The organism is Achromobacter dolens (genome assembly GCF_902859745.1).
GTDB lineage: Bacteria > Pseudomonadota > Gammaproteobacteria > Burkholderiales > Burkholderiaceae_B > Achromobacter > Achromobacter dolens.
Genome location: NZ_CADIJW010000030.1, coordinates 1 through 22,534 on the forward strand (window position 1 = coordinate 1; position 22,534 = coordinate 22,534).

Below are 22,534 nucleotides of genomic sequence, written 5' to 3' on the forward strand. Positions count from 1 at the left end.
AGGCTCAGGTTCGGGCTGGGCGGCGCGATGGTGCGCGGCGGCTCGGCCGGCTGGGCCGCGTGCGGCGTCATCAGCGGGTCGGCCGACGCGGCCGGCGCGGCGTGCGGGTCCGCGGGGGCGGTGGTTTCGGCGCCGGCCGTCAGCGCGGGCTTGCCGCTGGCTTCCCGGGCGACTTCGTCGAGCTCGGCGCGGAATTGCTGCACCGGCTCCTGCAGCGCGTTGTGCGTATCGTTCAGCGACTGGTGCACATCCTGTGCCGCGGTCTCCATTTCGCTCTTGAATTTGCGCAGCTCGTCCAGCTCGATCTCGCGCTGGATATCGGATTTCACGTCATTGACGTAACGCTGCGCGCGGCCCAGCAGGTGGCCGACCGTGCGGGCGACCTTGGGCAGGCGTTCGGGGCCGATGACGATCAGCGCGACGACGCCGATCACCATCAGTTCAGTGAGGCTGACATCAAACATTCGACGGCCGCTCGGGAATTGAGGCTATGAGGGCCGGCCGGTGCAGGCCGGGCCCGGGGACGCGCAGGCGCTCAGGAGTTGGACTTTTCCTTGGCCTGCACGTCGATGGTGTCGCCGGCCACGCGCTGCTGGGCGATGGGTTCGGCCGGCTTGTCGCTGTTGGCGTCCTTCATGCCTTCCTTGAAGCCCTTGACGGCGCCGCCCAGGTCCGAGCCGATGTTGCGCAGTTTCTTGGTGCCGAAGATCAGCGCCACAATGACCAGAACGACCAGCCAATGCCAAATGCTAAAGCTACCCATGATGGTTCTCCGTATTACGCAGTGGGGGCCATGCGCCCTTTCCAGGGTCGCTGACCGCCGATGATGTGGAAATGCAGATGCGGGACTTCCTGGCCGCCTTCGACGCCAGAATTGATCATGATGCGAAACCCGCCATCAGGGCCCGGGGTGCAACCGTTTTCAGCGGCAAGCCGCGGCGCCAATGCCATCATTCTACCCAACCAACCTGCGTCCTCGGCCGTAATATCCTGCATGGATGTGACATGACGTCGAGGGATCAGCAATAAATGCACCGGCGCGGCCGGGTTGATATCGTGGAATGCAACAAAGTCCTCGTCCTCGTAGACCTTCTTGGACGGGATCTCGCCGGCGGCGATCTTGCAGAAAATACAGTTGGCGCTCATTTTTCCGGTTCCGTGTCAGTCCTGGGGACGGCTGGCCTTTTCGGCCAGGCCCGACAGCCCTTCGCGGCGGGCCAGTTCGGCCAGCACGTCGTCGGGGCGCAGGTTGAAGTGCGTCAGCGCCACCAGGCAATGAAACCACAGGTCGGCGGTTTCGCTGACGATGCGTTCGGGCACGCCGTCCTTGGCGGCCATGACCAGCTCGGTGGCTTCCTCGCCGATCTTCTTGAGGAAGGCGTCGGGGCCCTTGGACAGCAGCTTGGCCGCGTACGAGGCCTTGGGGTCGCCGCCATTCTCGGGGCGGCGGGTCTCCAGCGTGTCGGCGATGCGGGCCAGGACGTCGTGGGCGGTCAGGGGCGAGTTGGTCATTTGTAGATCAGTTCGGGGTCTTTCAGCACCGGGTCCACGGTAACCCAGGCGGCCTGGTCGGTCTGCCCTTCCAGGCGGCGGTAGAAGCAACTGGCTCGGCCCGTGTGGCAGGCGATGCCGCCTTCCTGGTGCACCTTGAGCAGCACCACGTCGCCATCGCAGTCCAGGCGCAGCTCGTGCACCTGCTGCACGTGGCCGGATTCCTCGCCCTTGCGCCACAGGCGCTGGCGCGAGCGCGACCAGTACACCGCGCGGCCGGTGGCGGCGGTCTCGGCCAGCGATTCGCGGTTCATCCAGGCCACCATCATGATTTGGCCGTTGTCGGCGTCCTGCGCGATGGCGGGGATCAGGCCGTTCTCGTCGAAGACGACGTCGGCCATCCAACTGGGTTCGTTGCTCATCGTCATATCCTTACTTCGATGCCCTGCTCGGCCATGAAGCGCTTGCATTCCCCGACCGTGTGCTGGCCGAAGTGGAAGATGCTGGCGGCCAGCACGGCGCTGGCGCGGCCGGTGGTGACGCCGTCGGCCAGGTGCTGCAGGGTGCCGACGCCGCCCGAGGCGATGACCGGCACCGGCACGGCATCCGACACGGTGCGGGTCAGTTCCAGGTCGAAGCCGGATTTGGTGCCGTCGCGGTCCATGCTGGTCAGCAGGATCTCGCCGGCGCCGTAGGCGGCCATGCGGCGGGCCCAGGCCACGGCGTCCAGGCCGGTGGCCTTGCGGCCACCGTGGGTGAAGACTTCCCAGCGCGGTGCTTCGCCCGCGGCCGAGACCCGGCGCGCGTCGATCGCCACCACCACGCATTGCGAGCCGTGGTAGTCGGAGGCCGCGCGCACCAGTTCCGGATTGGCCACGGCGGCGCTGTTGATGCTGATCTTGTCGGCGCCGGCGTTCAGCAGGCGCTGGATGTCGGACACCTGGCGCACGCCGCCGCCCACCGTCAGGGGGATGAAGACCTGCGAGGCGACCTGCTCGATGATGGGCAGGATCAGGTCGCGGCCATCGCTGGTGGCGGTGATGTCCAGGAAGGTGAGCTCGTCGGCGCCCTGCTCGTTGTAGCGGCGGGCGATCTCGACGGGGTCGCCGGCGTCGGCCAGGTTGACGAAGTTCACGCCCTTGACGACCCGGCCGGCGGTGACGTCAAGGCAGGGAATGATGCGGCGGGTCAGCGCGCTCTGGGCGGGCGCGCCCGCCCCGGAGGTACTGCTGGAGGTGGTCATTTGGCCAATTCGTCGGCGCGGGCCTGCGCCGCCTGGAAGTTGAGCGTGCCTTCGTAGATGCTGCGGCCCAGGATGGCGCCTTCGACGCCCTCTTCCTCGACGGCGCACAGCGCCTCGATGTCCTGGATGCCGGCGATGCCGCCCGAGGCGAACACGGGAATGCGCACGTGCTGCGCCAGGCGCACGGTGGCCTCGACGTTCACGCCCGACAGCATGCCGTCGCGGCCGATGTCGGTATAGATGATGGCTTCGCAGCCGTAGTCCTCGAACTTCTTGGCCAGGTCGAGCACGTCGTGGCGGGTCAGCTTGCTCCAGCCGTCGGTGGCGATCTTGCCGTCGCGGGCGTCCAGGCCAACAATGATCTGGCCGGGGAAGGCGCCGCAGGCATCCTGCAGGAAGCCCGGGTTCTTGACCGCGGCGGTGCCGATGATCACGTAGGAGATGCCGGCGTCGAGGTAGCGTTCGATAGTGTCGAGATCGCGGATGCCGCCGCCGATCTGGACGGGGATGTCGTCGCCGACGGCGTCCAGGATGGCCTTGATGGGCGCTTCGTTCTTCGGTTTGCCGGCGACGGCGCCGTTCAGGTCGACCAGATGCAGGCGGCGGGCGCCCTGGTCGAGCCATTGCGAGGCCATGGAGGCGGGGTCTTCGGAGAACACCGTTGCATCGTCCAGGTCGCCCTGGCGCAGACGCACGCAGCGTCCGTCTTTGAGATCGATGGCGGGGATCAGCAGCATGGTGGGCAGCGGGAAAATATGGGGTTGAACGGGCTGGCGCGCGTCGGCCGGGTGGGCTTACGGCTGCCAGTCTACAAAATTGCGATACAGGCGCAAACCGTGCTCGGCGCTCTTCTCGGGGTGGAACTGCACCGCGAAAATGTTAGCTGCCGCCACCGCGCAGGTAAAGGCGACGCCGTAATCGGTTTCACCAACAGTCAGGCTCGTATCGGCTGGGTCGGCGTAATAACTATGGACGAAATAGAAATGCGTGTCGTCCGGAATGCCGTCCCAGATAGGGTGAGAGCGCGTCTGGCGCACTTTGTTCCATCCCATGTGCGGGACTTTCAGGCGCTCGGGGCGGACATCGACCGGGCCGGCCGTGCCGGTGTCGGCCTCGCAGGCCGCGTCGTCGGCCGCGACCGGGTCGGCGAAGCGCGGACCGGCAAAGCGGCGCACCACGCCGGGGAACAGGCCCAGGCACGGGGTGGCGCCCTCTTCGCTGGAATCGAACAGCATCTGTTCGCCCACGCAGACGCCCAGCAGCGGCTTGCTGCGGGCGGCCTTGACGACCGCTTCGCGCAGGCCGGATTCGTTCAGGGTGCGCATGCAGTCGGCCATGGCGCCCTGGCCCGGGAACACCACGCGGTCGGCCGCGTCGATTTCATGGGGCTGGTTGCAGATGCGGATGTCCGCGTCCGGGGCGGCGTACTTGAGCGCGCGCGCGACGGAGTGGAAGTTGCCCATTCCGTAGTCGACGATGGCGATAGTGGTCACTTCGGTTTACCTGATGCGTGGCGGGAGGTCGCGCAGCTTACAGCACGCCCTTGGTCGAGGGGACGACGTCGCCCATGCGCGGGTCGACTTCGATGGCCATGCGCAGCGCGCGGCCACAGGCCTTGAAGACCGTTTCGCATTGGTGGTGGGCGTTGGTGCCGCGCAGGTTGTCGATGTGCAGCGTGATCAGCGCGTGGTTGACCAGGCCCTGGAAGAATTCGCGCGTCAGGTCGACGTCGAAGGCGCCGATGTGCGAACGGGTGAACGGGATGTGGTATTCCAGGCCGGGACGGCCCGAGAAATCGACCACCACGCGCGACAGCGCCTCGTCCAGCGGCACGTAGGCGTGGCCGTAGCGGCGCAGGCCGGCCTTGGTGCCGACCGCCTTGGCGATGGCCATGCCCAGCGTGATGCCCACGTCTTCCACCGTGTGATGCGCATCGATGTGCAGGTCGCCCTCGGCTTTGATGTCGAGGTCGATCAGGCCGTGGCGCGCGATCTGGTCCAGCATGTGGTCCAGGAAGGGCACGCCCGTGTCGATCGTCTGCTTGCCGGTGCCATCCAGATTGATGGCCACGCGGATGCGGGTTTCGTTGGTGTTGCGGGTGATCTCTGCGGTACGCATGTCAGGACTCGATTAGGCACTCAGGATGTCTTGCAGTGCCGATAGCAAAGCGGCGTTCTCGTCCGGGGAACCTACCGAGATGCGGAGGCAGCCGGCCAGGAGCGGATGGGCGTTGGAGAAGTTTCGAACCAATATTTTGCGCTGTTTCAGGGCAAGATGCACGGCGTTGCCGTCCAGCTTGCCGGAAAAGCGCGCGAGTATGAAGTTGGCCGCGGAAGGGAATACCCTGACGCCGGGCAGCGCCGCCAGCGCCGCCGCCAGCGGTTCACGGTCGGCGCGCAGGCGGGCCGCCTGCTCGTCCAGCACCGCTTTGTGGCGCAGCACCGTCAGCAGCGCGGCCTGGGTCAGCACGTCCAGGTTGTAGGGCGGGCGCACTTTGTCCAGTTCGGCAACCCAGTCCGGGTGGCCGGCCAGGTAGCCGAAACGCAGGCCCGCCAAGCCGATCTTGGACACCGTGCGCATCACCACCACGTTGGGCGCGTCCAGCAGGCGCGGCATCCAACTGCGGTCGGTGAACGGCTGGTAGGCCTCGTCCACCACCACCAGGCCGGGGGCGGCGGCGATGATGGCGGCCATGTCGGCGTCCGACCAGGCGCCGCCGGTGGGATTGTTGGGCACGGCCAGGAACACCACCTTGGGCTGGTGTTCGCGGATCGCGGCCAGCATGGCGGGAAGATCAAGGGACAGATCTTCGGCGAGCGGCACGCCGACGAAGCGGGCGTGGTCGAAGCGCGCCGCCATGTCGAAATAGACGAACGACGGCCACGGCGCCAGCACCACCTCGCCCGGGTTGCAGCAGGCCTGCACCACGATGTGGATCAGCTCGTCCGAACCATTGCCGAACAGCACGCCCGCGCCGGCGGGCACGCCGAAGGCCGCCTTCACGGCCTGGCGCAGTTCGGACAGGTCGGCGGCCGGGTAGCGGTTCAGCGGCGTATCGCGCAGCACCCGGGCGAGGTCGTCGCGCACCGCCTCGGGCAGTTCGTAGGGCGATTCCATCGCATCCAGTTTGATGCAGCCTTCGGCGTGCGCCACCGGATACGCGGTCAGTTTGCGGATATCGGGCCGGATGGTGCCGGCGATGCGGCCGGCGACCTCGCTCATGGCTGGTCGATCCGGTACTGGGCGCTGGCGGCGTGGGCCTGCAGGCCTTCGCCCAGCGCCAGTTCGGCGGCGATACGGCCGAGCGTCTGGGCGCCCTGGTGCGAGACCTGGATCAGGCTGGAGCGCTTCTGGAAGTCATAGACGCCCAGCGGCGACGAGAAACGCGCCGTGCGCGAGGTCGGCAGCACGTGGTTGGGGCCGGCGCAGTAGTCGCCCAGGGCTTCCGAGCTGAAGCGGCCCATGAAGATGGCGCCGGCGTGGCGGATCCTGGCGGTCCAGATTTCCGGTTGCTCGGTGGAGATCTCCAGGTGTTCCGGGGCGATGTCGTTGGCGATGCGGCAGGCTTCGTCCAGGTCGCGCACCTGGATCAGCGCGCCGCGGTTGGCCAGGCTGGTACGCAGGATGTCGGCGCGCGGCATGGTCGGCAGCAGGCGCGCGATGGCGGCCTCGACCTCGGCGATGAAGGCGGCGTCCGGGCACAGCAGGATGGATTGGGCCAGTTCGTCGTGTTCGGCCTGCGAGAACAGGTCCATGGCGATCCAGTCGGCCGGCGTCTTGCCGTCGCAGATCACCAGGATTTCGCTGGGGCCGGCGATCATGTCGATGCCGACCACGCCGAACACGCGGCGCTTGGCGGCGGCCACGTAGGCGTTGCCCGGGCCGACGATCTTGTCCACGGCCGGCACGGTGGCGGTGCCGTAGGCCAGCGCGCCCACGGCCTGCGCGCCGCCGATGGCGAACACGCGGTCGACGCCGCTGATGGCGGCTGCGGCCAGCACGATGGGGTTGCGCGTGCCGTCCGGCGTGGGCGTGACCATGACCAATTCCTGCACGCCGGCGACCTTGGCCGGGATGGCGTTCATCAGCACGGACGACGGATACGCGGCCTTGCCGCCCGGCACGTACAGGCCGACGCGGTCCAGCGGCGTGACCTGCTGGCCCAGCACCGTGCCGTCGGCTTCTGTGTAGGTCCAGGTCTCGGCGCGCTGGCGTTCGTGGTAGCGGCGCACGCGCTCGGCGGCGGCCTGCAGCGCGTCGCGCTGGGCGGCCGGCAGCGCGGCCAGGGCGGCGTGCCAGTCGGCCTTGGGGATTTCGAGCGTGTCCGCGGACGCGTGCGGCATGCGGTCGAAGCGCTGGGTGTATTCCACCAGCGCGGCGTCGCCGCGGGCGCGCACGTCGGCCAGGATGCCGGCGGCGGCGCGGTCGATGGACTCGTCCTCGGTGGCTTCGAAGGCCAGCAGCTTGGACAGGGCGGATGCGAATCCGGGATCGCGGGAGTCGAGACGATTGATCAGGGCCATGGCGTTCAGGCGGGTGGCGGCCGCCGCGCGGGGCGGCGGCCTGGGTCAGGCGTTGCGGGAGGCGGCGCGCTCGAAAGCGTCCAGCAGCGGTTGTAGGCGTTCGCCGCGGGTCTTCAGCGCGGCCTGGTTGACGATCAGGCGCGAGGAAATCGGCATGATGTCCTCGACCGCGACCAGGTCGTTGGCGCGCAGCGTGCCGCCGGTGGACACCAGGTCCACGATGCAGTCGGCCAGGCCCACCAGCGGCGCCAGTTCCATCGAACCATACAGCTTGATGATGTCGACGTACACACCCTTGGAGGCGAAGTGTTCACGGGCTGACTGCACGTACTTGGTGGCCACGCGCAGGCGCGCGCCCTGGTGCACCGCGGCCTCGTAGTCGAAGCCGTTGCGCACGGCCACGGCCAGGCGGCACTTGGCGATGTTCAGGTCGATCGGCTGGTACAGGCCGCCGGGCTGCTGCGCGGCGTGCTCGATCAGCACGTCCTTGCCGGCGATGCCGAGGTCGGCCGCGCCGTACTGCACGTAGGTCGGCACGTCGGAAGCGCGCACGATGATCAGGCGCAGGCCGGGATCGCTGGTCGGCAGGATCAGCTTGCGCGAACTTTCGGGGTTCTCGGGCACCTCGATGCCGGCTTCCGCCAGCAAAGGCATGGTTTCTTCGAAGATCCGCCCCTTGGACAGAGCCAGGGTCAGCGGGGCGAGCGGGGCATTGCTCATGCCGATTCCTTGCCGCTAGTGCGTTCAACGACGCGTTGAATATTGGCGCCCAGGGCGCGCAGTTTGACTTCCATCCGATCGTAGCCGCGATCCAGATGGTAGATGCGGTCGACCAGCGTGTCGCCATCGGCGGCCAGGCCGGCGATCACCAGGCTGGCCGAGGCCCGCAGGTCGGTGGCCATGACCGTCGCGCCCGACAGGCGGGCAATGCCGCGCACCACCGCGGTGTGGCCGTCGATGTCGATGTCCGCGCCCATGCGGCGCAGTTCCTGCACGTGCATGTAGCGGTTCTCGAAGATGTTCTCGACGATCACCGAGGTGCCTTCGGCCACCGTGTTCAGCGTCATCAACTGGGCCTGCATGTCGGTGGCGAAGCCGGGGTACTCATGGGTGCGAAAGCCCACGGCCTTGGGGCGCTTCGACATGGCGCCGCGGATCCAGTCGGGGCCAGTCTCGATGGCCAGGCCGGCCTCGGTCAGCTTGTCGAGCGTGGCGCCGAGGATGCCGGCGTCGGTGTTGCGCAGCACGATGTCGCCGCCCGCCGCGCCCACGGCGCACAGGAAGGTGCCGGCCTCGATGCGGTCGGAAATCACGCGGTGCTCGGCGCCGTGCAGGCGTTCGACGCCGTCGATCACGATGCGGTCGGTGCCGTGGCCCTGGATGCGGGCGCCCATTTTGATGAGCAGCTCGGCCAGGTCCACCACCTCGGGCTCGCGCGCGGCGTTTTCCAGCACGGTCTGGCCTTCGGCCAGCACGGCGGCCATCAGCAGGTTCTCGGTGCCGGTGACGGTGACCATGTCGGTGCGGATCGAGGCGCCCTTCAGGCGTTTGGCGCGCGCCACCACGAAGCCGTGCTCGATGCTGATGTCGGCGCCCAGCGCCGCCAGGCCCTTGATGTGCTGGTCCACCGGCCGCTGGCCGATGGTGCAGCCGCCCGGCAGGCTGACGCGGGCTTCGCCGAAGCGCGCCACCAGCGGGCCCAGCACCAGGATCGAGGCGCGCATGGTCTTGACCAGGTCGTACGGCGCTTCGAGGCTGTCGACGCGGTCGGCCTGCAGGGTCACGATGCCGTCGTTGGCGCGTTCGGCGCGCACGCCCATGCGGCCCAGGAGGCGCAGCATGGTGGCGGTGTCGTTCAGGTGCGGCACGTTGGCGATGGTCAGCGGGTCCGCCGTCAGCAGGCCGGCGCACAGGATCGGCAGGGCCGAGTTCTTGGCGCCGGAGATGGTGACTTCGCCATGCAGGCGCGCACCGCCGGTAATGCGTAGCTTGTCCATGGTCACTTGCCCGCCTGGGTGTATTCGGCCGGGGTCAGGGTGCGCATCGACAAAGCGTGGATCTCGGCTTTCATGCGGTCGCCCAGCGCCGCGTAGACCAGTTGGTGGCGCTGGATCAGGCGCTTGCCTTCGAAGGCGGCGCTGACGATGACCGCGTCGAAATGCGAGCCGTCGCCCTGTACGTCGAGGTGTTCACAGGGCAGGCCGTCCGCGATGTATTGGCGGACTTGCGCGGGAGTGGGAAGCATGGACGTCAGTTCCTGAGTTTGTAGCCGCTGGCCAGGAGCCGCAGCGCATAGATCGAAAGCGCGAGGAACACCCCCGTCACCACCGCCAGGCTGCGCCAGGGGGAGACGTCCGACACCGAGAAGAATCCGTAGCGGAAGCCGTCGATGGTGTAGAAGATGGGGTTCCAGTGGGACACGCCCTGCCAGAAGGCCGGGAGCGTATGGATGGAATAGAACACGCCGGACAGGAAGGTGGCCGGCATGATGAGGAAGTTCTGGAACGCCGCCAACTGGTCGAATTTCTCGGACCACAGGCCGGCGATGAGGCCCAGCACGCCCATGATGCCGCAGGCCAGCACCGCGAACACCAGCAGCCACAGCGGGTTGGACGGCACCAGCGAGACGAAGAACAGCGCCACCACCCACACGCACAGGCCCACGGCCAGGCCGCGCACCACGGCCGCCAGCACGTAGGCGGCGAAAATGTCGCGGTGCGACAGCGGCGGCAGCAGCATGAACACCAGGTTGCCGGTGATGCGGCTCTGGATCAGCGACGACGACGGGTTGGCGAAGGCGTTCTGCAGCATGCTCATCATCATGAGCCCGGGGATCAGGAACGCGGTGTACGGCACGCTGCCGTAGACCATGACGCGTCCTTCCAGCACGTGGGCGAACACCAGCAGGTACAGCAGCGCGGTGATGACGGGCGCGGCGATGGTCTGGAAGCTGACCTTCCAGAAGCGCAGCAATTCCTTGCGCAGCAGGGTCGGAAAGCCCGAGCCCGCGTCCAGGCGGGGCTGCACCAGCGGCTGGCTGGCATTGGCGGCGGGCTGCGTCATTGCGGAATCTCTTCGGGTTGCGGGGCGTCGTCCTGGTGCATGATGCGCACGAAGGCGTCCTCGAGGTCGACGCCGCCGACGCGGGCCAGCAGCGCCTGGGTGGTGTCCAAAGCCACGATGTGGCCGCCCTTGAGCATGGCGATGCGGCCGCACAGGGCTTCCGCTTCTTCCAGGTAGTGGGTGGTCAGCATGATGGTGTGGCCGGCCTTGTTCAGGCGCGAGATGAATTCCCACAGGGTGCGGCGCAGGTCGACGTCGACGCCCGCGGTGGGCTCGTCCAGCACGATCACGGGCGGGCGGTGCACCAGCGCCTGCGCCACCAGCACGCGGCGCTTCATGCCGCCGGACAGCGCGCGCATGTTCGAGTTGGCCTTGTCGGCCAGCCCCAGGTTGAACAGGATCTCGTCGATCCAGTCGTCATTCTTGCGCAGGCCGAAATAGCCTGACTGGATGCGCAGCGTCTCGCGCACCGTGAAGAACGGGTCATAGACCAGTTCCTGGGGCACGACGCCCAGCGCCCGCCGTGCCGACTTGTAGTCGGCCACGACGTCGTAGCCACAGACGGTGGCGCGGCCGGCGGTGGCATGCGCCAGCCCGGCCAGGATGGAGATCAGGGTGGTCTTGCCGGCGCCGTTGGGCCCGAGCAGGCCGAAGAACTCGCCGTGCTCGATGTTCAGGCTGACATTGTCGAGGGCCTGGAAGCCGGCGCCAGGCGCGCGCCCGGTGAGCTTGCCCCAGCCGCTGCGGCGCGGCGAGTAGATTTTGGAGACGTTCTCAAGACTGACGGCAGACATGACGGCGGCGAGGGTGCCCGGCAAAGAGCGAATTGATCATTATATAAGCGCCCCGCTACGCGAGGCGCCGATAGCCCCGGCGGCCGTGGGGGCGTGGCGCAATGGTCCGTCCCCAAAATGACAGGCCCGGCGGACCGCAGGGGCGCGCCGGGCCGGGACAAGCCGGACGGGATCGTTACTGGTTGCGCTGGTTCAGCGCCTGGATCAGGCCGTCGATGCCATTCTGGTTGATCTGCTGGGCGAACTGGTTGCGGTAGTTCTCGATCAGCCAGATGCCTTCGACGTTCATGTCGTAGATCTTCCAGCCCTGGGGCGTCTTTTCCAGGCGGTAGTCGACGCCGACCGGCTGGCCGTTGGGCTGGCTGATGAGCGTGCGCACGACCGCGTCGTCGGCCTTGGGGTCGCCGCGGAACGGCAGGGCCGTAATGGTGGTGCCCGACGTGACGCGCGTCAGCGCGCCGCTGTAGGTGCGCACCAGGGTGCCGCGGAAGGCGTCGGCCAGGGCGGTCCGCTGCTGTTCGGTGGCCTGGCGCCAGTAGCGCCCGGCGGCCAGCCGCGTCGTCTTCTGGAAGTTGACGTAAGGCAGGATGTGCTCGTTCACGACCTGGTTGATGCGGGCCGTGTTGCCGGCCTTGACGGCGCCGTCGGCCTTCAGGACGTCCAGCGCCTCATTGGCGGCCGCCAGCACGAAATCGTTGGGCGCGCCGTTGGCGTTGGGTTGCGCCTGCACGGCGGGCGTTGCCGCGAGCCCCAGCAGGCCGGCAAAGGCCAGGCGTTGGAGCAGGGGAAAAAAAGAAAACCGCATGGAAACTCCTTGCTGTACTGAAAACGCAATCCGACAGCTTACTTGGTTGCGGGGTTGGCGACCGGCGCGGCCGCGCCCTTGGCCTTGGCGGCGTCGTCCTCGTCGTCCTCGTAGTTGGGCAGGCTGGATTCGTCATCGACGCGCTGGCCGTTGACCATCGCGGCGCGGCGCTGCAGGTAGGCGTCGCGCACGAAGCTGTACGGGTCGAGCGCCACGCGGTCGATGGTGTCGGTGGCGTTGAGCAGGCTGGCGCGCGTGTCGACCACTTCCAGGCCCCACAGCGAATTGCGCAGGGCCACGTTGTCGATGGCGCTCACGCCCATGTAGCCGCGCATGCGGCCCTGCCAGTCGCCGACCAGGCCGACGCCATCACGCACGCTCGCCGAGCCGAAGAACGGCAGCACCAGGTACGGCCCCTGGCTGAAGCCCCAGACGCCCAGCGTGGTGCCGAAGTCGTTCGGGATCTTGCGCGCGCCGTTGGCCGAGGCGACGTCGAAGCAGCCGCCCACGCCCATGGTGGTGTTGAACAGGAAGCGGCCGAGCGTGTTGACGAAGTCGTGGCCGCGACCCTGCAGGAAGCTGTTGGTGCCCGACCAGAGATCGCCGACGTTGCTGAAGATGTTGTGGACGCAACTGCGCACGGGTTCCGGCGTGACGTAGGTGTAGGCCTGCGCCACCGGCTTGAAGACCGCGCGGTCGACCGTGTCGTTGAACTTGTACACGCCGCGGTTGAAGCCTTCCCAGGGATCGCGCGGATCCGGGTGCTGCGGCGCGGCGCAGCCCGCCATCAGTGCGCCGGCGGCGGCGACGGTGGCAATGCGGGAAAGAGCTTTCGTGTTCATGATCAGGGCATCCCTATCAGCAGATTTCTATTTTTATTGCAGCGTGCGGCGCGTCAAGCTTCGGGTTGTTGCCGGGCGTGACGGGTCCTCTTCAATTCGGGGCTTTCGCGTCGGGCGCGCCAGCCGCGTTCGTGCCTTCCTTCTCGGCCGAGCCGTACAGGAACTTGCTGATGAGCTGTTCCAGCACCACGGCGCTTTGGGTATAGCGGATTTTGCCACCCTCGGCCAGATTGTCGTCTTCGCTGCCCGGCGTCAGGCCCAGGTACTGCTCGCCGAGCAGGCCCGAGGTGAGAATGGCCGCGGAAGAGTCCTTGGGGAACTGGTAGGCGGTTTCCAGGTTCATCGCGACGACCGCCTGGAAGGTCTTGTCGTCGAAGGAGATCTTGGAGATCCGGCCCACCACGACCCCGGCGCTTTTCACGGGCGCGCGCACTTTGAGGCCGCCTACGTTATCGAAATTGGCCGTCAGCGTATAGGTGGGGGCAAAAGAAAAGGTGCTCAAGTTGCCGGCGCGCAACGCCAGGAACGCCAGCGCGGCCGCGCCCAGCAAGACGAACAGGCCTACCCAGAAATCGGTTTTTTCGCGAGACATGATCGATCCGTAATCAGTTTCCAAACATCAAGGCGGTCAGCAGGAAGTCCAGCCCCAGCACCGCCAGCGAGCCCACCACCACCGTGCGGGTGGTGGCGCGGGCGACGCCTTCGGGGGTGGGCTTGGCCTGCCAGCCTTCGTAAAGCGCCACCAGCGTCACCGTGACGCCGAAGACCAGGCTTTTGATGACGCCGTTCAGGACGTCGTTCCAGACATCGACGCCGCCCTGCATCTGCGACCAGAAGGCGCCGGCATCGACCCCGATCATCAGCACGCCGACCACCCAGCCGCCCAGGATGCCCACCATGGAGAACACGGCGGCCAGGATCGGCATGGCGATGATGCCGCCCCACAGGCGCGGCACCAGCACGCGGCGCATCGGGTCGACGGCCATGACTTCCATGGCCGACAGTTGTTCGCCCGCCTTCATCAGGCCGATCTCGGCGGTCAGCGAGGTGCCGGCACGGCCGGCGAACAGCAGCGCGGTCACGACCGGCCCCAGTTCGCGCACCAGCGACAGCGCCACCAGCAGGCCAAGCGATTCCTCGGCGCCGTAGCGGTTCAGCGTGTAATAGCCCTGCAGGCCCAGCACGAAGCCCACGAACATGCCGGACACGGCGATGATCAGCAGCGAAAAGTTGCCGATGAAATGAATTTGCTGCGACACCAACCGCGGCCGCGACAGCGCGATGCCGCTGCGGGCCAGCATGGCGCCGAAGAAACGGGTGAAGTAGCCGATGCCGGCGATGCGGGTGCGCACCCAGCCGCCCAGCGCGCTCACGGCGTTGTTGGATCCGCTCATGCCTTGCGCCCTTGTTGTTGCGACAGCCACTTCTGGAAAGCCGGCGTTTCGGGATACTGGAACGCGACCGGGCCGTCGGGCTCGCCTTTGAGGAATTGCTGCACGTAGGGGTCCTGCGATGCCGAGAGGCTCTCGGGCGTGCCGGCGGCCTTGAGTTGGCCCTGGCCCACGAGATAGACCTGGTCGGCAATCGCGAACGATTCGTGCACGTCGTGGGTGATCAGCACCGAGGCGCATCCCAGGCGGTCGGCCAGGCTGCGGATCAGGCGGGCGGTGATACCCAGTGAAATCGGATCGAGGCCGGCGAAGGGTTCGTCGTACAGGATCAGTTCGGGTTCCAGCACGACCGCGCGGGCCAGCGCCACCCGGCGCGACATGCCGCCGGAGATCTCGGCCACCTTCAGGTGGGCGGCGGCGCGCAGGCCGACGGCGTCGAGCTTGTCGAGCACGCGCGCCGTGATTTCGGATTCGGCCAGCGTGGTGTGTTCGCGCAGCGGGAAGGCGACGTTCTCGAACACGTTCAGGTCGGTGAACAGCGCGCCCTGCTGGAACAGCACGCCCATGCGCTTGCGCAGCGACTGCAGTTCGGCGGGGGTGGCGCGGGCGATGTCCTGGCCGAACGCCAGCACGGTGCCTTGTTGCGCAGTGAGCTGGCCGGTGGCGGCCCGCAGCAACGTGGTCTTGCCTGAACCCGAGCCGCCCATGATGGCGACCACCTGGCCCGAACGCGCTTCCATGGAAATGTCGCGCAAGACGGTGAAATCACCGTAGCCTAGCGCCACACCTTGCAGGCGCAGGGCGAATTCCGGGGTGCTGCGGGTTTGATCGGGCATGGGCAACAAAAGGGTGTTTCGGTGGCGAATGCCCTGCCGCCACGTTCGTGCCTGGGCGGATCATCCGGCCGGCGCGAGCGAGACGGGCTGCGTCGGGAAGCGCCCTGTTACTCATATGCCGGGGACGAGGGAAGACCCGTCGCACCCGGCGGCGAGGGGCCATTGTAGCCCGACGAACTGTCATCGCAGTGCGTTAGGGTTGTCTATGGAACAGTGTTTTCGGCATTGGGAACAATCGGCGGGGCCTGTCGGCCCCCCGGAATCCCTTGCGCCGGCCCCGTTCAGGCCCGGCCGCGGCCGCGCGCCGCGGCGGTTTCGCGGGCCAGCCGCGCCACCAGCGCGGCCGTGCTTTCGCGCCGCGCCAGCGGCGCGCCCTGGCCGGCCCACAAAGACAGGACGGCGACGTTGCCGGCCTGGCCGCCGGCGGTGCGCATGGGGCGGGTCAGCGCGTTCTGCAGCGGGTAAGGCAGGATATCGTCTGAAAGTTGATCGGCGTCGCGCATGAACGAATTCGCGATGCCGCGCGCCGGGCGTCCGGAAAAGGCCCGGGTCACCCGCGACTGTTCGGAACGCGAGGCCGGCAGCACCGCCTTGTAGGCATCGCCGATGCCGGCTTCGTCCGTGGTCAGGAAGGCCGTCCCCATTTGTGCGACATCCGCGCCCAGGGCCAGCGCCGCGGCGATGCCGCGGCCGTCCATGATGCCGCCGGAGGCGATCACCGGGATCGATACCGCGTCGGCCACCTGGGGCACCAGGGCCATGGTGCCGACCAGCGAATGCTCGAAATCGTCCAGGAAGGTGCCGCGATGCCCGCCCGCCTCCGCTCCCTGCGCCACGACGGCATCGACGCCATCCTGCTCCAGGACCACCGCTTCGCGCACGGTGGTGGCGGTGCCGATCGTCAGGATGCCCAGTTCGCGGCAGCGCGCCAGCACGTCCGCGGGCAGGCGGCCGAAGGTGAAGCTCAGGACCGCCGGTTTCACGCGCAGCACGGCCTCGATCTGGCCGGGCAGCGGGTCGGCCTGCGGGCCGGGCGCGACGGGCGCCGGCAGGCCCAGTTGGGCGTGGTAGCGCGCCAGCAGCGCCAGCATGCGGCTGGCGTCGCCCTGGTACGGTTGCTCCGGCACCGCCGCGAACAGGTTGATGCCGAACGCCCGGTCGGTGCGCGCGCGGATCCCGGCGGCCGCCGTCTCGATCTGATCGGGCGACAGGTAGGCCGCGCCCAGCGAACCCAGGACACCCGCCTTGGAAGCCTCCGACACTAGTTCCACCGTCGTCGCGCCGCCCGCCATGGGCGCCTGGATGATGGGGTGGTCAAGCTTGAGCAGATCGGATAGGCGGGATGTCATGGGGAAACCTCCTGGTTGGCTTATTGCAGCTGGATGTTTCCAGCCTGGATGACGTGCGCCCACTTGTCCGTTTCGCTCTTGATGAACGCGCCGAATTCCTCGGGCGTGCCGCCGCCGGCCTGGCTGCCGGTGTCGGCGATGGCCTTCTGCACGTCGGGTTCCTTCAGGATGCGGTTGAACTCGGCATTGAGCTTGGCAATGATGGGCGCGGGGGTTCCGGCGGGGGCGACGATGCCCTGCCAGTTGTACGACTCGAAGCCCGGCAGGCCGGATTCGGCCATGGTGGGCACGTCCGGCAGCACCGCCAGGCGCTTGGCCGAGGTCACCGCGATCGGGTGGATCTTCTGGCCCTGGATGGCCGGCAGCGCCGAGTAGCCCATCTCGAACATCATCGAGATATGGCCGCCCATCAGGTCGGTCGCGGCCAGGCTGCCGCCCTTGTAGGGCACGTGCACGATGTCGATCTTGGCTTGCTCGCGGAACATCTCGCCGGACAGGTGATGGGCGCCGCCCACGCCGGACGAACCGAACGACAGCTTGCCCGGCTGCTTTTTGGCCATGGCGATCAGGTCGGCCAGGGTCTTGACCGGCAGCTCATTGTTCACGCTCAGCACCAGGGGGCTGTTCTCGATCAGGATGACGGGCGCCAGATCCTTCTGCGGGTTGTACGGCATGTCCTTCATCAGCGACGGGTTGACCGCCATCGGCGCCAGGTTGCCGGTGCCGATGGTGTAGCCGTCGGGCGCCGCCTTGGCGATCAGGTTGGTGCCGACCACGCCGCCCGCGCCCGCCTTGTTCTCGACCACGATCGGCTGGCCCAGCGATTCGCCCAGCTTGCGCGCCAGCAGGCGCACACGGGTATCGGCAAAGCCGCCCGGGGCGTAGGGCACGATCATGGTGATGGGCTTGGCGGGCCAGTCGGCGGCCTGGGCGTGGGCGGTGCCGCTCAGGGCGGCGAAGGTGGCCAGGGCGGCGACCAGGGGGCGTAGCGATTTCATGCTGGGTGACTCCTCTTTCTCTTAATGTGATGGTTCCCGGGAACCGATCGCATTATGCCCAGCGTTGCCGCCCGTGGTGCTGATTTTCCCCAAGCGCCAGGCCGACAGCGCCAGCAATGCCGCGCCTGCCGCCAGCACTTGCGGCAGCGTGGCGCCCCAGCGCGCGGCGGCGGAGGCCAGCAGCGGCCCCACGATCTGGCCGGCGGCGAAGGCCGAGGTCATGACGGCCGCGGCCCGTGGCGCGGCGCTGCCGGCCAGTCGTTGCGCCACCAGCATGCCCGATTGCGTGATGACCATGAAGGTGCCGCCCACCAGCAGCGCGGCGACGATGATCGCGGCGATGTCGTGCCATAGCGCCGCCGCCAGCATGCCCAGCGCCATCAACGCCTGCGCCCCGCGCCACACCGTCTTGTCCTCGCGGGCTTGCGCCACGCGCGGCGCCACCAGGCAGGAGAGCGCGGCGGCCAGGCCGAACAATGGCCAGGCCCAGCCGAACACGGCGGGATCGGGAATGATCTCGCGCGCCATGGCGGGCAGGAAGGTGGCGGGAATGATGTAGCCGGCGCCGAACACGCCGTAATGCAGCGCCAGGCGGCCGATACCCGGCGGCAGGCGCCCGGGCGCGGGCGCGGCGGCCAGGTGGCGGGCCGGCCCGGGGCGCTTCAGCCCGGGCCAGGCCAGGACCGACAGCAGCAGCGCCAGCGCGCCCAGCGCGATCCAGTTTGCATTGGCGCCGACGCCGGCGGCCATCAATCCCAGACAGGCCAGGCCGGTCAGCGCGATGCCCGCGCCGACGCCGGCGTAGGTGATGGCCGACACGGCTGGCGCGCGCGGGTCGCCCGGGGCGACCGCGCGCGACGCGGCCACGCAGATGAAGGCGCTGGCGCTGCCATAGCCCGCCGCCAGCCGCAGCAGGCTCCAGGCCAGGACGCCGTGGAACGCCGGCATGGCCAGCGTCAGCACGGCCACGGCCAGCAGGCTGATCGCCAGCATGGCGCGCGGATGGCGCGGCGGCCGCACCGCCGCCGCCAGTGCGCCCAGCAGGTAACCCGCGTAATTGGCCGACGCCAGCCAACTGCCCTGAGCCAGCGACAAGCCGGCCTCCTGCGCCATCAACGGCCAGACCGGCGTGAAGGCGAAGCGGCCGATGCCCATGGCGGCGGCCAGCGCCAGCGCGGCCGGCAAGGCCAGGCGGATGGCGCCGCGCGGGGACGCGGGATCGGGGTGGGCGGCTATTGACATGGCTCCCACTCTACGGCTGTACTAATATCTTGAATAGTGAATTATTAAGAACATGAGTTCTTGAAATGAGAAATTTGGATCTCGACGCGCTGCAGATCTTCAAGGCGGTGGCCGACCACGGGGGCGTGGCGCGCGCCGCGGCCCACCTGAACCGGGTGCAGTCGAACGTCTCGACCCGCCTCAAGCAGCTTGAAGCGACGCTGGAGGCGCCGCTGTTTCGCCGCCAGAACCGGCGCCTGGTGCTGTCGGAACAGGGGCGCGTGCTGCTGTCCTACGCCGACCGCATGCTGCGCCTGTCGGCCGAGGCCCAGGCGGCCGTGCGCGACGGCGCGCCGCAGGGCCTGCTGCGCATCGGCACCATGGAAAGCACGGCCGCGGCGCGCCTGCCCCCTATCCTCGCGACGTATCACGCGGCCTGGCCGAAGGTGCGGATCGAACTGGTTACGGGCACGTCGGGCGCGTTGGCGGCCATGGTGCGCAACTACGAGATCGAGGCCGCCTTCGTGGCGCAGCCCTTCGACGCGCAGGGCCTGGCGCAGCAACCGGCTTTCGAGGAAGAATTGGCGCTGATCTCGCCGCTGGCCTGGCCCGAGATCCATGGCCCCAAGGATGTCGGCGATCGCAGTGTCATCGCGTTCGCGGCGGGCTGTTCGTATCGACGCATCCTGGAATCGTGGTTCGGCCAGGAAGGCGTGGCGCCGGGCAAGGTGATGGAATTCGCGTCGTACCACGCCATCGTCGCGTGCGTGGCGGCAGGCTCGGGCGTGGCGATCGTGCCGCGCTCGGTGCTGGCGCTGCTGGGCGCGGAGCCGTCGCTGCGCGTGACGCCGCTGGCTGGCAGGCACGGCCGCGCGCAGACGCGATTGATCTGGCGCGCGGACGACGAAACGCCTGCATTGCAGGCGTTGCGGCAGCTACTGGCGCAGCGGCGCCAGTAGCCGATGGGACGTGGGTATCAGAAGCGGTAGCCGACGCCCAGCGTGGCGACCCACGGGTTGATGCGGGCGGTGCCGATGTGTTCGCCGTTGAGCTTCACCTTGGACTTGATGTCGATGTAGCGGATGTCGGCGTTCATGAACCAGCGTTCGCTGATCTTGATGTCCGCGCCCAGTTGCGCGGCCACGCCCCAGGAATCGCCCATCTTCAGGTCGGAACCCTTGAGCGCGCCCTCGGCCTTGGTGTCGAAGAACTTGGTGTAGTTGACGCCGACGCCGATGTAGGGTTGCACCATGCTGTCGGGCAGGATGTGCCATTGCAGGCTGAGGGTCGGCGGCAATTGCTTGCTGGAACCGATCTTGCCCAGGCCGCTGCCGCGCACGTCATGCTGGAACGGCCAGGCGCCCAGCAGTTCGATGCCGATGTTGCGCGTGGCCATGTAGGCCAGCGTGAAGCTGGGGCGCACGTTGTTGTTGGCGTCGAGCTTGACGGTGCCATCGAGCACCGTGCCGTTGTTGGACGCGGGGCGTACCTGGGTCGCGCCGACCCGGAACAGGATGTCGCCGGCTTCGTGGGCATGGGCGGGGGCGGCAAGCATCAGGGGGGCGCCGCAGGCAGTGGCCAGGGCAAGGGCGCGCAGGCGCCGAGACATCGCGAACATTTTCCTCTCTCCGTGTATTGCGTGAATGCAGGCATTCAGGTTCGCAGAGGCGGGAAAAGCGGGCCTTGACGTGTATCAAGCGGCAACGCGGCGCGTGGTAGCGGCGCCACAAATACGTACGAATCGGACTCAACGCAAGTTGTCGGTGCCACGCGGCACGGCATACGCGTGGCGGAAATAGTCGCGCACCGCGCGCATCGGGCCGGTGATGTCCGCGCCCTTGCGCCACGCCAGCCCCACGTTCATCGGCGGGATCGGATCCTTCAACTGGATGGTCTCGATGCGCCGGCCTTCCAGCGACCACGGCCGATAGACCATGTCCGACAGCACCGCCACGCCGCCGCCATTGGCCACCATGCTGCGCACCGCTTCCACCGAAGAGGTGCGCAGGCGCACGTCGGGGCGGAACGGCGTCTCGCTCCAGTACCGCAGTGCGGTGTGCGCGGCCTCGTCGACGGTCAGCATGATGAACGGTTCATGCGCCACGTCTTCCAGCGTGACAGTGTCGCGCGCCAGCAGCGGATGGCGCGCCGGCACCCACAGCCGCCGCGGCGAGCCGAAGAAATGCTCGACGGCCAGTTCCGGGTTCACCACGTTCGAGGTCAGCAGCACCGCCATGTCGTAGCGGTGTGCGATCAAGCCTTCCTCGATGGCGTTGCGGTTCAGTTCGTGAAGTTGGATGTCCAGGTTGGGATAGAGCTGCGACAGGCGCTGCAGGTGGTACGGCAGGAAGTAGCCGATCACGGTATAGGACGCAGCCAGCAGCAACCTCCCGCTCTCGCGACCGTCGGCGCTGGGCATGCGCAGCGCCTCGTCGACCGACGACAGGATGTTGTAGGCGTGGTTGAGGAAGCCGCGCCCGGTCTCGGTCAACGCCACGCCGCTGGCACTGCGCTGGAACAGCGGCGAGCCCACGATCTCCTCGAGTTCGCGGATGGCGGTGGTGACGGCGGATTGCGAGATCGCCAACTGGATCGCCGCCTGCGAGATCTGCCCGAGTTCGGCGGCCGCGACGAAATACTTGAGCTGCCGGAGGGTAAGCGACATGGCGGCAATATCTGATTAATAGATAGTCAGCCACCAGAATATCTGTTTATCCGCGCCATGGGGGTGCGCCGAATCTCAGGGAAATCCCTGAAATTTCATAGGAATCCGGTAATCGCCCTGATTTGGTGCGTAATGCAGGGCATCAAAAATTCAGATAACCGTTGATCCGAAAAAAGAACTTTTTATCCCTCGGGCGCTTCGCTACTGTGCAGGCATTGCGCGGGCCACCGGCCCGCAGATGGAAGGAGATCCTGTTTCATGAGCAAGGCGACGATAGACCTGAACTCCGACATGGGCGAGGGATTTGGTTCCTGGAAGATCGGCGATGACGTCGACGACGCCATCATGCCGCTGATCAGCTCGGCCAACATCGCCACGGGCTTTCACGCCGGCGATCCCAACATCATGAACCGCACCGTGGTGATGGCGCGCGAGCATGGCATCGGCATCGGCGCGCATCCCGGCTTTCGCGACCTGGTCGGCTTCGGCCGCCGCGATCTGAACGAGAACGCCGAGGGCCTGGTCAACGACATCGTCTACCAGGTCGGCGCGCTGCGCGAATTTGCCCGCCTCTATGGCCTGCGGCTGCAGCACGTCAAGCCGCATGGCGCGCTCTACATGCGCGCCGCGCGCGACGAAACCCTGTCGCGCCGCCTGGTGCAGACGCTGCGCGACCTGGAGCCCACGCTGATGCTGTATTGCATGGAGAACTCGCTGACCTGCAAGGTGGCGCGCGAGCTGGGCCTGCCGGTGGTGCGCGAGTTCTACGCGGACCGCGACTACGACGCCAGCGGCTCGATCGTGTTCACGCGCTACACCCAGGCGCTCGATCCGGAGCAGGTGGCCGACAAGGTGCTGCGCGCGTGCACCGACGGCAAGGTGCGCACCGTGGATGGCCGCGACATTCCGATCGGCTTCGACTCTGTCTGCATCCACAGCGACACCCCCGGCGCGCTGGCGCTGGTGCAGGCCACCCGCGCCCGCCTGGAGGCGCACGGCATCCGCATCGCGCCGCCGCGGCTGTCCTGATCCGCCCATCATTCCCATACATTCCAAGGAGAAAACCCCATGTCGCAGCAAGAAATCCAGAGCCCCCTGCCCGGCACCTTCTACCGCCGTCCCAGTCCCGACGCCGCGCCGTTCGTCGAGGTGGGCGCCGCCATCCAGCCCGGCGACGTGGTCGGCATCGTCGAGGTGATGAAGCAGTTCAACCAGATCGAGGCCGAGATCGGCGGCGTGGTCGCCGAGATCCTGGTGGCCGACGGCGACCCGGTCGAACCCGGCCAGGCGCTGCTGCGGATCGAGGGCTGAGG

General features: G+C 67.8%; 29 protein-coding genes. 3 read left to right on the forward strand and 26 right to left on the reverse strand.

What is annotated here, in order from left to right; translation table 11 throughout:
• The 24 genes from tatB to HV783_RS19235 form a co-directional block, all read right to left on the reverse strand.
• The coding region (gene tatB, locus HV783_RS19120; RefSeq protein ID WP_254603959.1) for a Sec-independent protein translocase protein TatB at window positions 1–464 on the reverse strand (464 nt) is incomplete at its 3' end.
• A 71-nt stretch (window positions 465–535) separates the two neighbouring features.
• Window positions 536–763: a Sec-independent protein translocase subunit TatA gene (tatA, locus tag HV783_RS19125; RefSeq protein ID WP_049070561.1), complete on the reverse strand. Its 228-nt coding sequence runs from the start codon at window positions 761–763 to the stop codon at window positions 536–538.
• Between the two features lie 14 nt (window positions 764–777).
• A complete protein-coding gene (locus HV783_RS19130; protein WP_049070563.1) occupies window positions 778–1,146 on the reverse strand; it encodes a histidine triad nucleotide-binding protein in 369 nt (122 codons plus the stop codon).
• Between the two features lie 15 nt (window positions 1,147–1,161).
• Window positions 1,162–1,512, reverse strand: a complete 351-nt coding sequence (locus tag HV783_RS19135; RefSeq protein WP_054503738.1) for a phosphoribosyl-ATP diphosphatase — start codon at window positions 1,510–1,512, stop codon at window positions 1,162–1,164.
• Complete coding sequence (hisI, locus tag HV783_RS19140) at window positions 1,509–1,913, reverse strand: phosphoribosyl-AMP cyclohydrolase (protein WP_025139940.1); 405 nt, start codon at window positions 1,911–1,913, stop codon at window positions 1,509–1,511. Before hisI ends, HV783_RS19135 begins: the two co-directional genes overlap by 4 nt.
• A 2-nt stretch (window positions 1,914–1,915) precedes the next feature.
• A complete protein-coding gene (gene hisF / locus HV783_RS19145; RefSeq protein ID WP_006388053.1) occupies window positions 1,916–2,734 on the reverse strand; it encodes an imidazole glycerol phosphate synthase subunit HisF in 819 nt (272 codons plus the stop codon).
• A complete protein-coding gene (hisA, locus tag HV783_RS19150; RefSeq protein ID WP_006388054.1) occupies window positions 2,731–3,471 on the reverse strand; it encodes a 1-(5-phosphoribosyl)-5-[(5-phosphoribosylamino)methylideneamino]imidazole-4-carboxamide isomerase in 741 nt (246 codons plus the stop codon). Before hisA ends, hisF begins: the two co-directional genes overlap by 4 nt.
• A gap of 57 nt (window positions 3,472–3,528) precedes the next feature.
• The gene (gene hisH / locus HV783_RS19155; protein WP_054503736.1) at window positions 3,529–4,227 is read right to left on the reverse strand and encodes an imidazole glycerol phosphate synthase subunit HisH; all 699 of its coding nucleotides are present in this window, start codon (window positions 4,225–4,227) and stop codon (window positions 3,529–3,531) included.
• Window positions 4,228–4,264: 37 nt separating this feature from the next.
• Window positions 4,265–4,852: an imidazoleglycerol-phosphate dehydratase HisB gene (gene hisB, locus HV783_RS19160; protein ID WP_006388056.1), complete on the reverse strand. Its 588-nt coding sequence runs from the start codon at window positions 4,850–4,852 to the stop codon at window positions 4,265–4,267.
• A 12-nt stretch (window positions 4,853–4,864) separates the two neighbouring features.
• Window positions 4,865–5,956, reverse strand: coding sequence for a histidinol-phosphate transaminase (gene hisC / locus HV783_RS19165; RefSeq protein WP_116791676.1), 1,092 nt, complete (start codon window positions 5,954–5,956; stop codon window positions 4,865–4,867).
• Complete coding sequence (gene hisD, locus HV783_RS19170) at window positions 5,953–7,257, reverse strand: histidinol dehydrogenase (protein WP_054503734.1); 1,305 nt, start codon at window positions 7,255–7,257, stop codon at window positions 5,953–5,955. The genes hisC and hisD overlap by 4 nt, the downstream gene beginning before the upstream one ends.
• A gap of 45 nt (window positions 7,258–7,302) precedes the next feature.
• Window positions 7,303–7,977 (reverse strand): ATP phosphoribosyltransferase, encoded by a 675-nt coding sequence (gene hisG / locus HV783_RS19175; RefSeq protein ID WP_020925616.1) that lies wholly within the window; start codon window positions 7,975–7,977, stop codon window positions 7,303–7,305.
• Window positions 7,974–9,254 (reverse strand): UDP-N-acetylglucosamine 1-carboxyvinyltransferase, encoded by a 1,281-nt coding sequence (murA, locus tag HV783_RS19180; protein ID WP_054503733.1) that lies wholly within the window; start codon window positions 9,252–9,254, stop codon window positions 7,974–7,976. Before murA ends, hisG begins: the two co-directional genes overlap by 4 nt.
• Window positions 9,255–9,256: 2 nt before the next feature.
• Complete coding sequence (locus tag HV783_RS19185) at window positions 9,257–9,502, reverse strand: BolA family protein (protein ID WP_054503732.1); 246 nt, start codon at window positions 9,500–9,502, stop codon at window positions 9,257–9,259.
• Window positions 9,503–9,507: 5 nt separating this feature from the next.
• The gene (locus HV783_RS19190; RefSeq protein WP_006388063.1) at window positions 9,508–10,320 is read right to left on the reverse strand and encodes an ABC transporter permease; all 813 of its coding nucleotides are present in this window, start codon (window positions 10,318–10,320) and stop codon (window positions 9,508–9,510) included.
• Entirely contained in the window at window positions 10,317–11,114 is a 798-nt protein-coding gene (locus HV783_RS19195) for an ABC transporter ATP-binding protein (protein ID WP_175189696.1), read from the reverse strand. Before HV783_RS19195 ends, HV783_RS19190 begins: the two co-directional genes overlap by 4 nt.
• 175 nt (window positions 11,115–11,289) lie before the next feature.
• The gene (locus HV783_RS19200; protein ID WP_054503731.1) at window positions 11,290–11,919 is read right to left on the reverse strand and encodes an MlaC/ttg2D family ABC transporter substrate-binding protein; all 630 of its coding nucleotides are present in this window, start codon (window positions 11,917–11,919) and stop codon (window positions 11,290–11,292) included.
• Window positions 11,920–11,957: 38 nt separating this feature from the next.
• A complete protein-coding gene (locus HV783_RS19205; RefSeq protein ID WP_054503730.1) occupies window positions 11,958–12,761 on the reverse strand; it encodes an MlaA family lipoprotein in 804 nt (267 codons plus the stop codon).
• A 91-nt stretch (window positions 12,762–12,852) separates the two neighbouring features.
• Window positions 12,853–13,353 carry an outer membrane lipid asymmetry maintenance protein MlaD gene (mlaD, locus tag HV783_RS19210; protein WP_006392340.1) on the reverse strand — a complete coding sequence of 167 codons (501 nt, stop codon included), beginning with the start codon at window positions 13,351–13,353 and terminating at the stop codon, window positions 12,853–12,855.
• A 13-nt stretch (window positions 13,354–13,366) separates the two neighbouring features.
• Window positions 13,367–14,155, reverse strand: coding sequence for a lipid asymmetry maintenance ABC transporter permease subunit MlaE (gene mlaE / locus HV783_RS19215; RefSeq protein WP_006392341.1), 789 nt, complete (start codon window positions 14,153–14,155; stop codon window positions 13,367–13,369).
• On the reverse strand, window positions 14,152–14,988 hold the full coding sequence (locus tag HV783_RS19220; protein ID WP_054503785.1) for an ABC transporter ATP-binding protein: 837 nt from the start codon (window positions 14,986–14,988) through the stop codon (window positions 14,152–14,154). Before HV783_RS19220 ends, mlaE begins: the two co-directional genes overlap by 4 nt.
• Window positions 14,989–15,269: 281 nt before the next feature.
• Entirely contained in the window at window positions 15,270–16,337 is a 1,068-nt protein-coding gene (locus tag HV783_RS19225) for an NAD(P)H-dependent flavin oxidoreductase (protein WP_175189697.1), read from the reverse strand.
• 20 nt (window positions 16,338–16,357) lie between these two features.
• Window positions 16,358–17,335, reverse strand: a complete 978-nt coding sequence (locus HV783_RS19230; RefSeq protein WP_054503728.1) for a Bug family tripartite tricarboxylate transporter substrate binding protein — start codon at window positions 17,333–17,335, stop codon at window positions 16,358–16,360.
• Window positions 17,336–17,356: 21 nt separating this feature from the next.
• Entirely contained in the window at window positions 17,357–18,577 is a 1,221-nt protein-coding gene (locus tag HV783_RS19235) for a YbfB/YjiJ family MFS transporter (protein ID WP_175189698.1), read from the reverse strand.
• A 65-nt stretch (window positions 18,578–18,642) separates the two neighbouring features.
• On the opposite strand from HV783_RS19235, the gene HV783_RS19240 reads away from it, so the two are divergent.
• Window positions 18,643–19,515, forward strand: a complete 873-nt coding sequence (locus HV783_RS19240) for a LysR family transcriptional regulator (RefSeq protein ID WP_116791679.1) — start codon at window positions 18,643–18,645, stop codon at window positions 19,513–19,515.
• 17 nt (window positions 19,516–19,532) lie between these two features.
• Here HV783_RS19240 and HV783_RS19245 read toward each other — a convergent pair whose 3' ends face one another.
• Window positions 19,533–20,174 (reverse strand): OmpW/AlkL family protein, encoded by a 642-nt coding sequence (locus HV783_RS19245; RefSeq protein WP_054503725.1) that lies wholly within the window; start codon window positions 20,172–20,174, stop codon window positions 19,533–19,535.
• A gap of 129 nt (window positions 20,175–20,303) precedes the next feature.
• Window positions 20,304–21,221, reverse strand: a complete 918-nt coding sequence (locus HV783_RS19250; RefSeq protein WP_049070599.1) for a LysR family transcriptional regulator — start codon at window positions 21,219–21,221, stop codon at window positions 20,304–20,306.
• Between the two features lie 258 nt (window positions 21,222–21,479).
• Between HV783_RS19250 and HV783_RS19255 the strand changes: the two genes are divergently transcribed.
• Both HV783_RS19255 and HV783_RS19260 read left to right on the forward strand, forming a co-directional pair.
• Window positions 21,480–22,250, forward strand: a complete 771-nt coding sequence (locus HV783_RS19255; RefSeq protein WP_049070601.1) for a 5-oxoprolinase subunit PxpA — start codon at window positions 21,480–21,482, stop codon at window positions 22,248–22,250.
• A gap of 39 nt (window positions 22,251–22,289) precedes the next feature.
• Window positions 22,290–22,532, forward strand: a complete 243-nt coding sequence (locus HV783_RS19260) for an acetyl-CoA carboxylase (protein WP_049070603.1) — start codon at window positions 22,290–22,292, stop codon at window positions 22,530–22,532.
• The last annotated feature ends 2 nt before the right edge of the window (window positions 22,533–22,534 follow it).

What these genes read in the sequence shown, in the direction of transcription:
- tatA (WP_049070561.1), bottom strand. Translation starts at nt 763, where the DNA reads ATGGGTAGCTTTAGCATTTGGCATTGGCTGGTCGTTCTGGTCATTGTG.
- HV783_RS19130 (WP_049070563.1), bottom strand. Translation starts at nt 1,146, where the DNA reads ATGAGCGCCAACTGTATTTTCTGCAAGATCGCCGCCGGCGAGATCCCG.
- HV783_RS19135 (WP_054503738.1), bottom strand. Translation starts at nt 1,512, where the DNA reads ATGACCAACTCGCCCCTGACCGCCCACGACGTCCTGGCCCGCATCGCC.
- hisI (WP_025139940.1), bottom strand. Translation starts at nt 1,913, where the DNA reads ATGAGCAACGAACCCAGTTGGATGGCCGACGTCGTCTTCGACGAGAAC.
- hisF (WP_006388053.1), bottom strand. Translation starts at nt 2,734, where the DNA reads ATGACCACCTCCAGCAGTACCTCCGGGGCGGGCGCGCCCGCCCAGAGC.
- hisA (WP_006388054.1), bottom strand. Translation starts at nt 3,471, where the DNA reads ATGCTGCTGATCCCCGCCATCGATCTCAAAGACGGACGCTGCGTGCGT.
- hisB (WP_006388056.1), bottom strand. Translation starts at nt 4,852, where the DNA reads ATGCGTACCGCAGAGATCACCCGCAACACCAACGAAACCCGCATCCGC.
- hisC (WP_116791676.1), bottom strand. Translation starts at nt 5,956, where the DNA reads ATGAGCGAGGTCGCCGGCCGCATCGCCGGCACCATCCGGCCCGATATC.
- hisD (WP_054503734.1), bottom strand. Translation starts at nt 7,257, where the DNA reads ATGGCCCTGATCAATCGTCTCGACTCCCGCGATCCCGGATTCGCATCC.
- hisG (WP_020925616.1), bottom strand. Translation starts at nt 7,977, where the DNA reads ATGAGCAATGCCCCGCTCGCCCCGCTGACCCTGGCTCTGTCCAAGGGG.
- murA (WP_054503733.1), bottom strand. Translation starts at nt 9,254, where the DNA reads ATGGACAAGCTACGCATTACCGGCGGTGCGCGCCTGCATGGCGAAGTC.
- HV783_RS19185 (WP_054503732.1), bottom strand. Translation starts at nt 9,502, where the DNA reads ATGCTTCCCACTCCCGCGCAAGTCCGCCAATACATCGCGGACGGCCTG.
- HV783_RS19190 (WP_006388063.1), bottom strand. Translation starts at nt 10,320, where the DNA reads ATGACGCAGCCCGCCGCCAATGCCAGCCAGCCGCTGGTGCAGCCCCGC.
- HV783_RS19195 (WP_175189696.1), bottom strand. Translation starts at nt 11,114, where the DNA reads ATGTCTGCCGTCAGTCTTGAGAACGTCTCCAAAATCTACTCGCCGCGC.
- HV783_RS19200 (WP_054503731.1), bottom strand. Translation starts at nt 11,919, where the DNA reads ATGCGGTTTTCTTTTTTTCCCCTGCTCCAACGCCTGGCCTTTGCCGGC.
- HV783_RS19205 (WP_054503730.1), bottom strand. Translation starts at nt 12,761, where the DNA reads ATGAACACGAAAGCTCTTTCCCGCATTGCCACCGTCGCCGCCGCCGGC.
- mlaD (WP_006392340.1), bottom strand. Translation starts at nt 13,353, where the DNA reads ATGTCTCGCGAAAAAACCGATTTCTGGGTAGGCCTGTTCGTCTTGCTG.
- mlaE (WP_006392341.1), bottom strand. Translation starts at nt 14,155, where the DNA reads ATGAGCGGATCCAACAACGCCGTGAGCGCGCTGGGCGGCTGGGTGCGC.
- HV783_RS19220 (WP_054503785.1), bottom strand. Translation starts at nt 14,988, where the DNA reads ATGCCCGATCAAACCCGCAGCACCCCGGAATTCGCCCTGCGCCTGCAA.
- HV783_RS19225 (WP_175189697.1), bottom strand. Translation starts at nt 16,337, where the DNA reads ATGACATCCCGCCTATCCGATCTGCTCAAGCTTGACCACCCCATCATC.
- HV783_RS19230 (WP_054503728.1), bottom strand. Translation starts at nt 17,335, where the DNA reads ATGAAATCGCTACGCCCCCTGGTCGCCGCCCTGGCCACCTTCGCCGCC.
- HV783_RS19235 (WP_175189698.1), bottom strand. Translation starts at nt 18,577, where the DNA reads ATGTCAATAGCCGCCCACCCCGATCCCGCGTCCCCGCGCGGCGCCATC.
- HV783_RS19240 (WP_116791679.1), top strand. Translation starts at nt 18,643, where the DNA reads ATGAGAAATTTGGATCTCGACGCGCTGCAGATCTTCAAGGCGGTGGCC.
- HV783_RS19245 (WP_054503725.1), bottom strand. Translation starts at nt 20,174, where the DNA reads ATGTTCGCGATGTCTCGGCGCCTGCGCGCCCTTGCCCTGGCCACTGCC.
- HV783_RS19250 (WP_049070599.1), bottom strand. Translation starts at nt 21,221, where the DNA reads ATGTCGCTTACCCTCCGGCAGCTCAAGTATTTCGTCGCGGCCGCCGAA.
- HV783_RS19255 (WP_049070601.1), top strand. Translation starts at nt 21,480, where the DNA reads ATGAGCAAGGCGACGATAGACCTGAACTCCGACATGGGCGAGGGATTT.
- HV783_RS19260 (WP_049070603.1), top strand. Translation starts at nt 22,290, where the DNA reads ATGTCGCAGCAAGAAATCCAGAGCCCCCTGCCCGGCACCTTCTACCGC.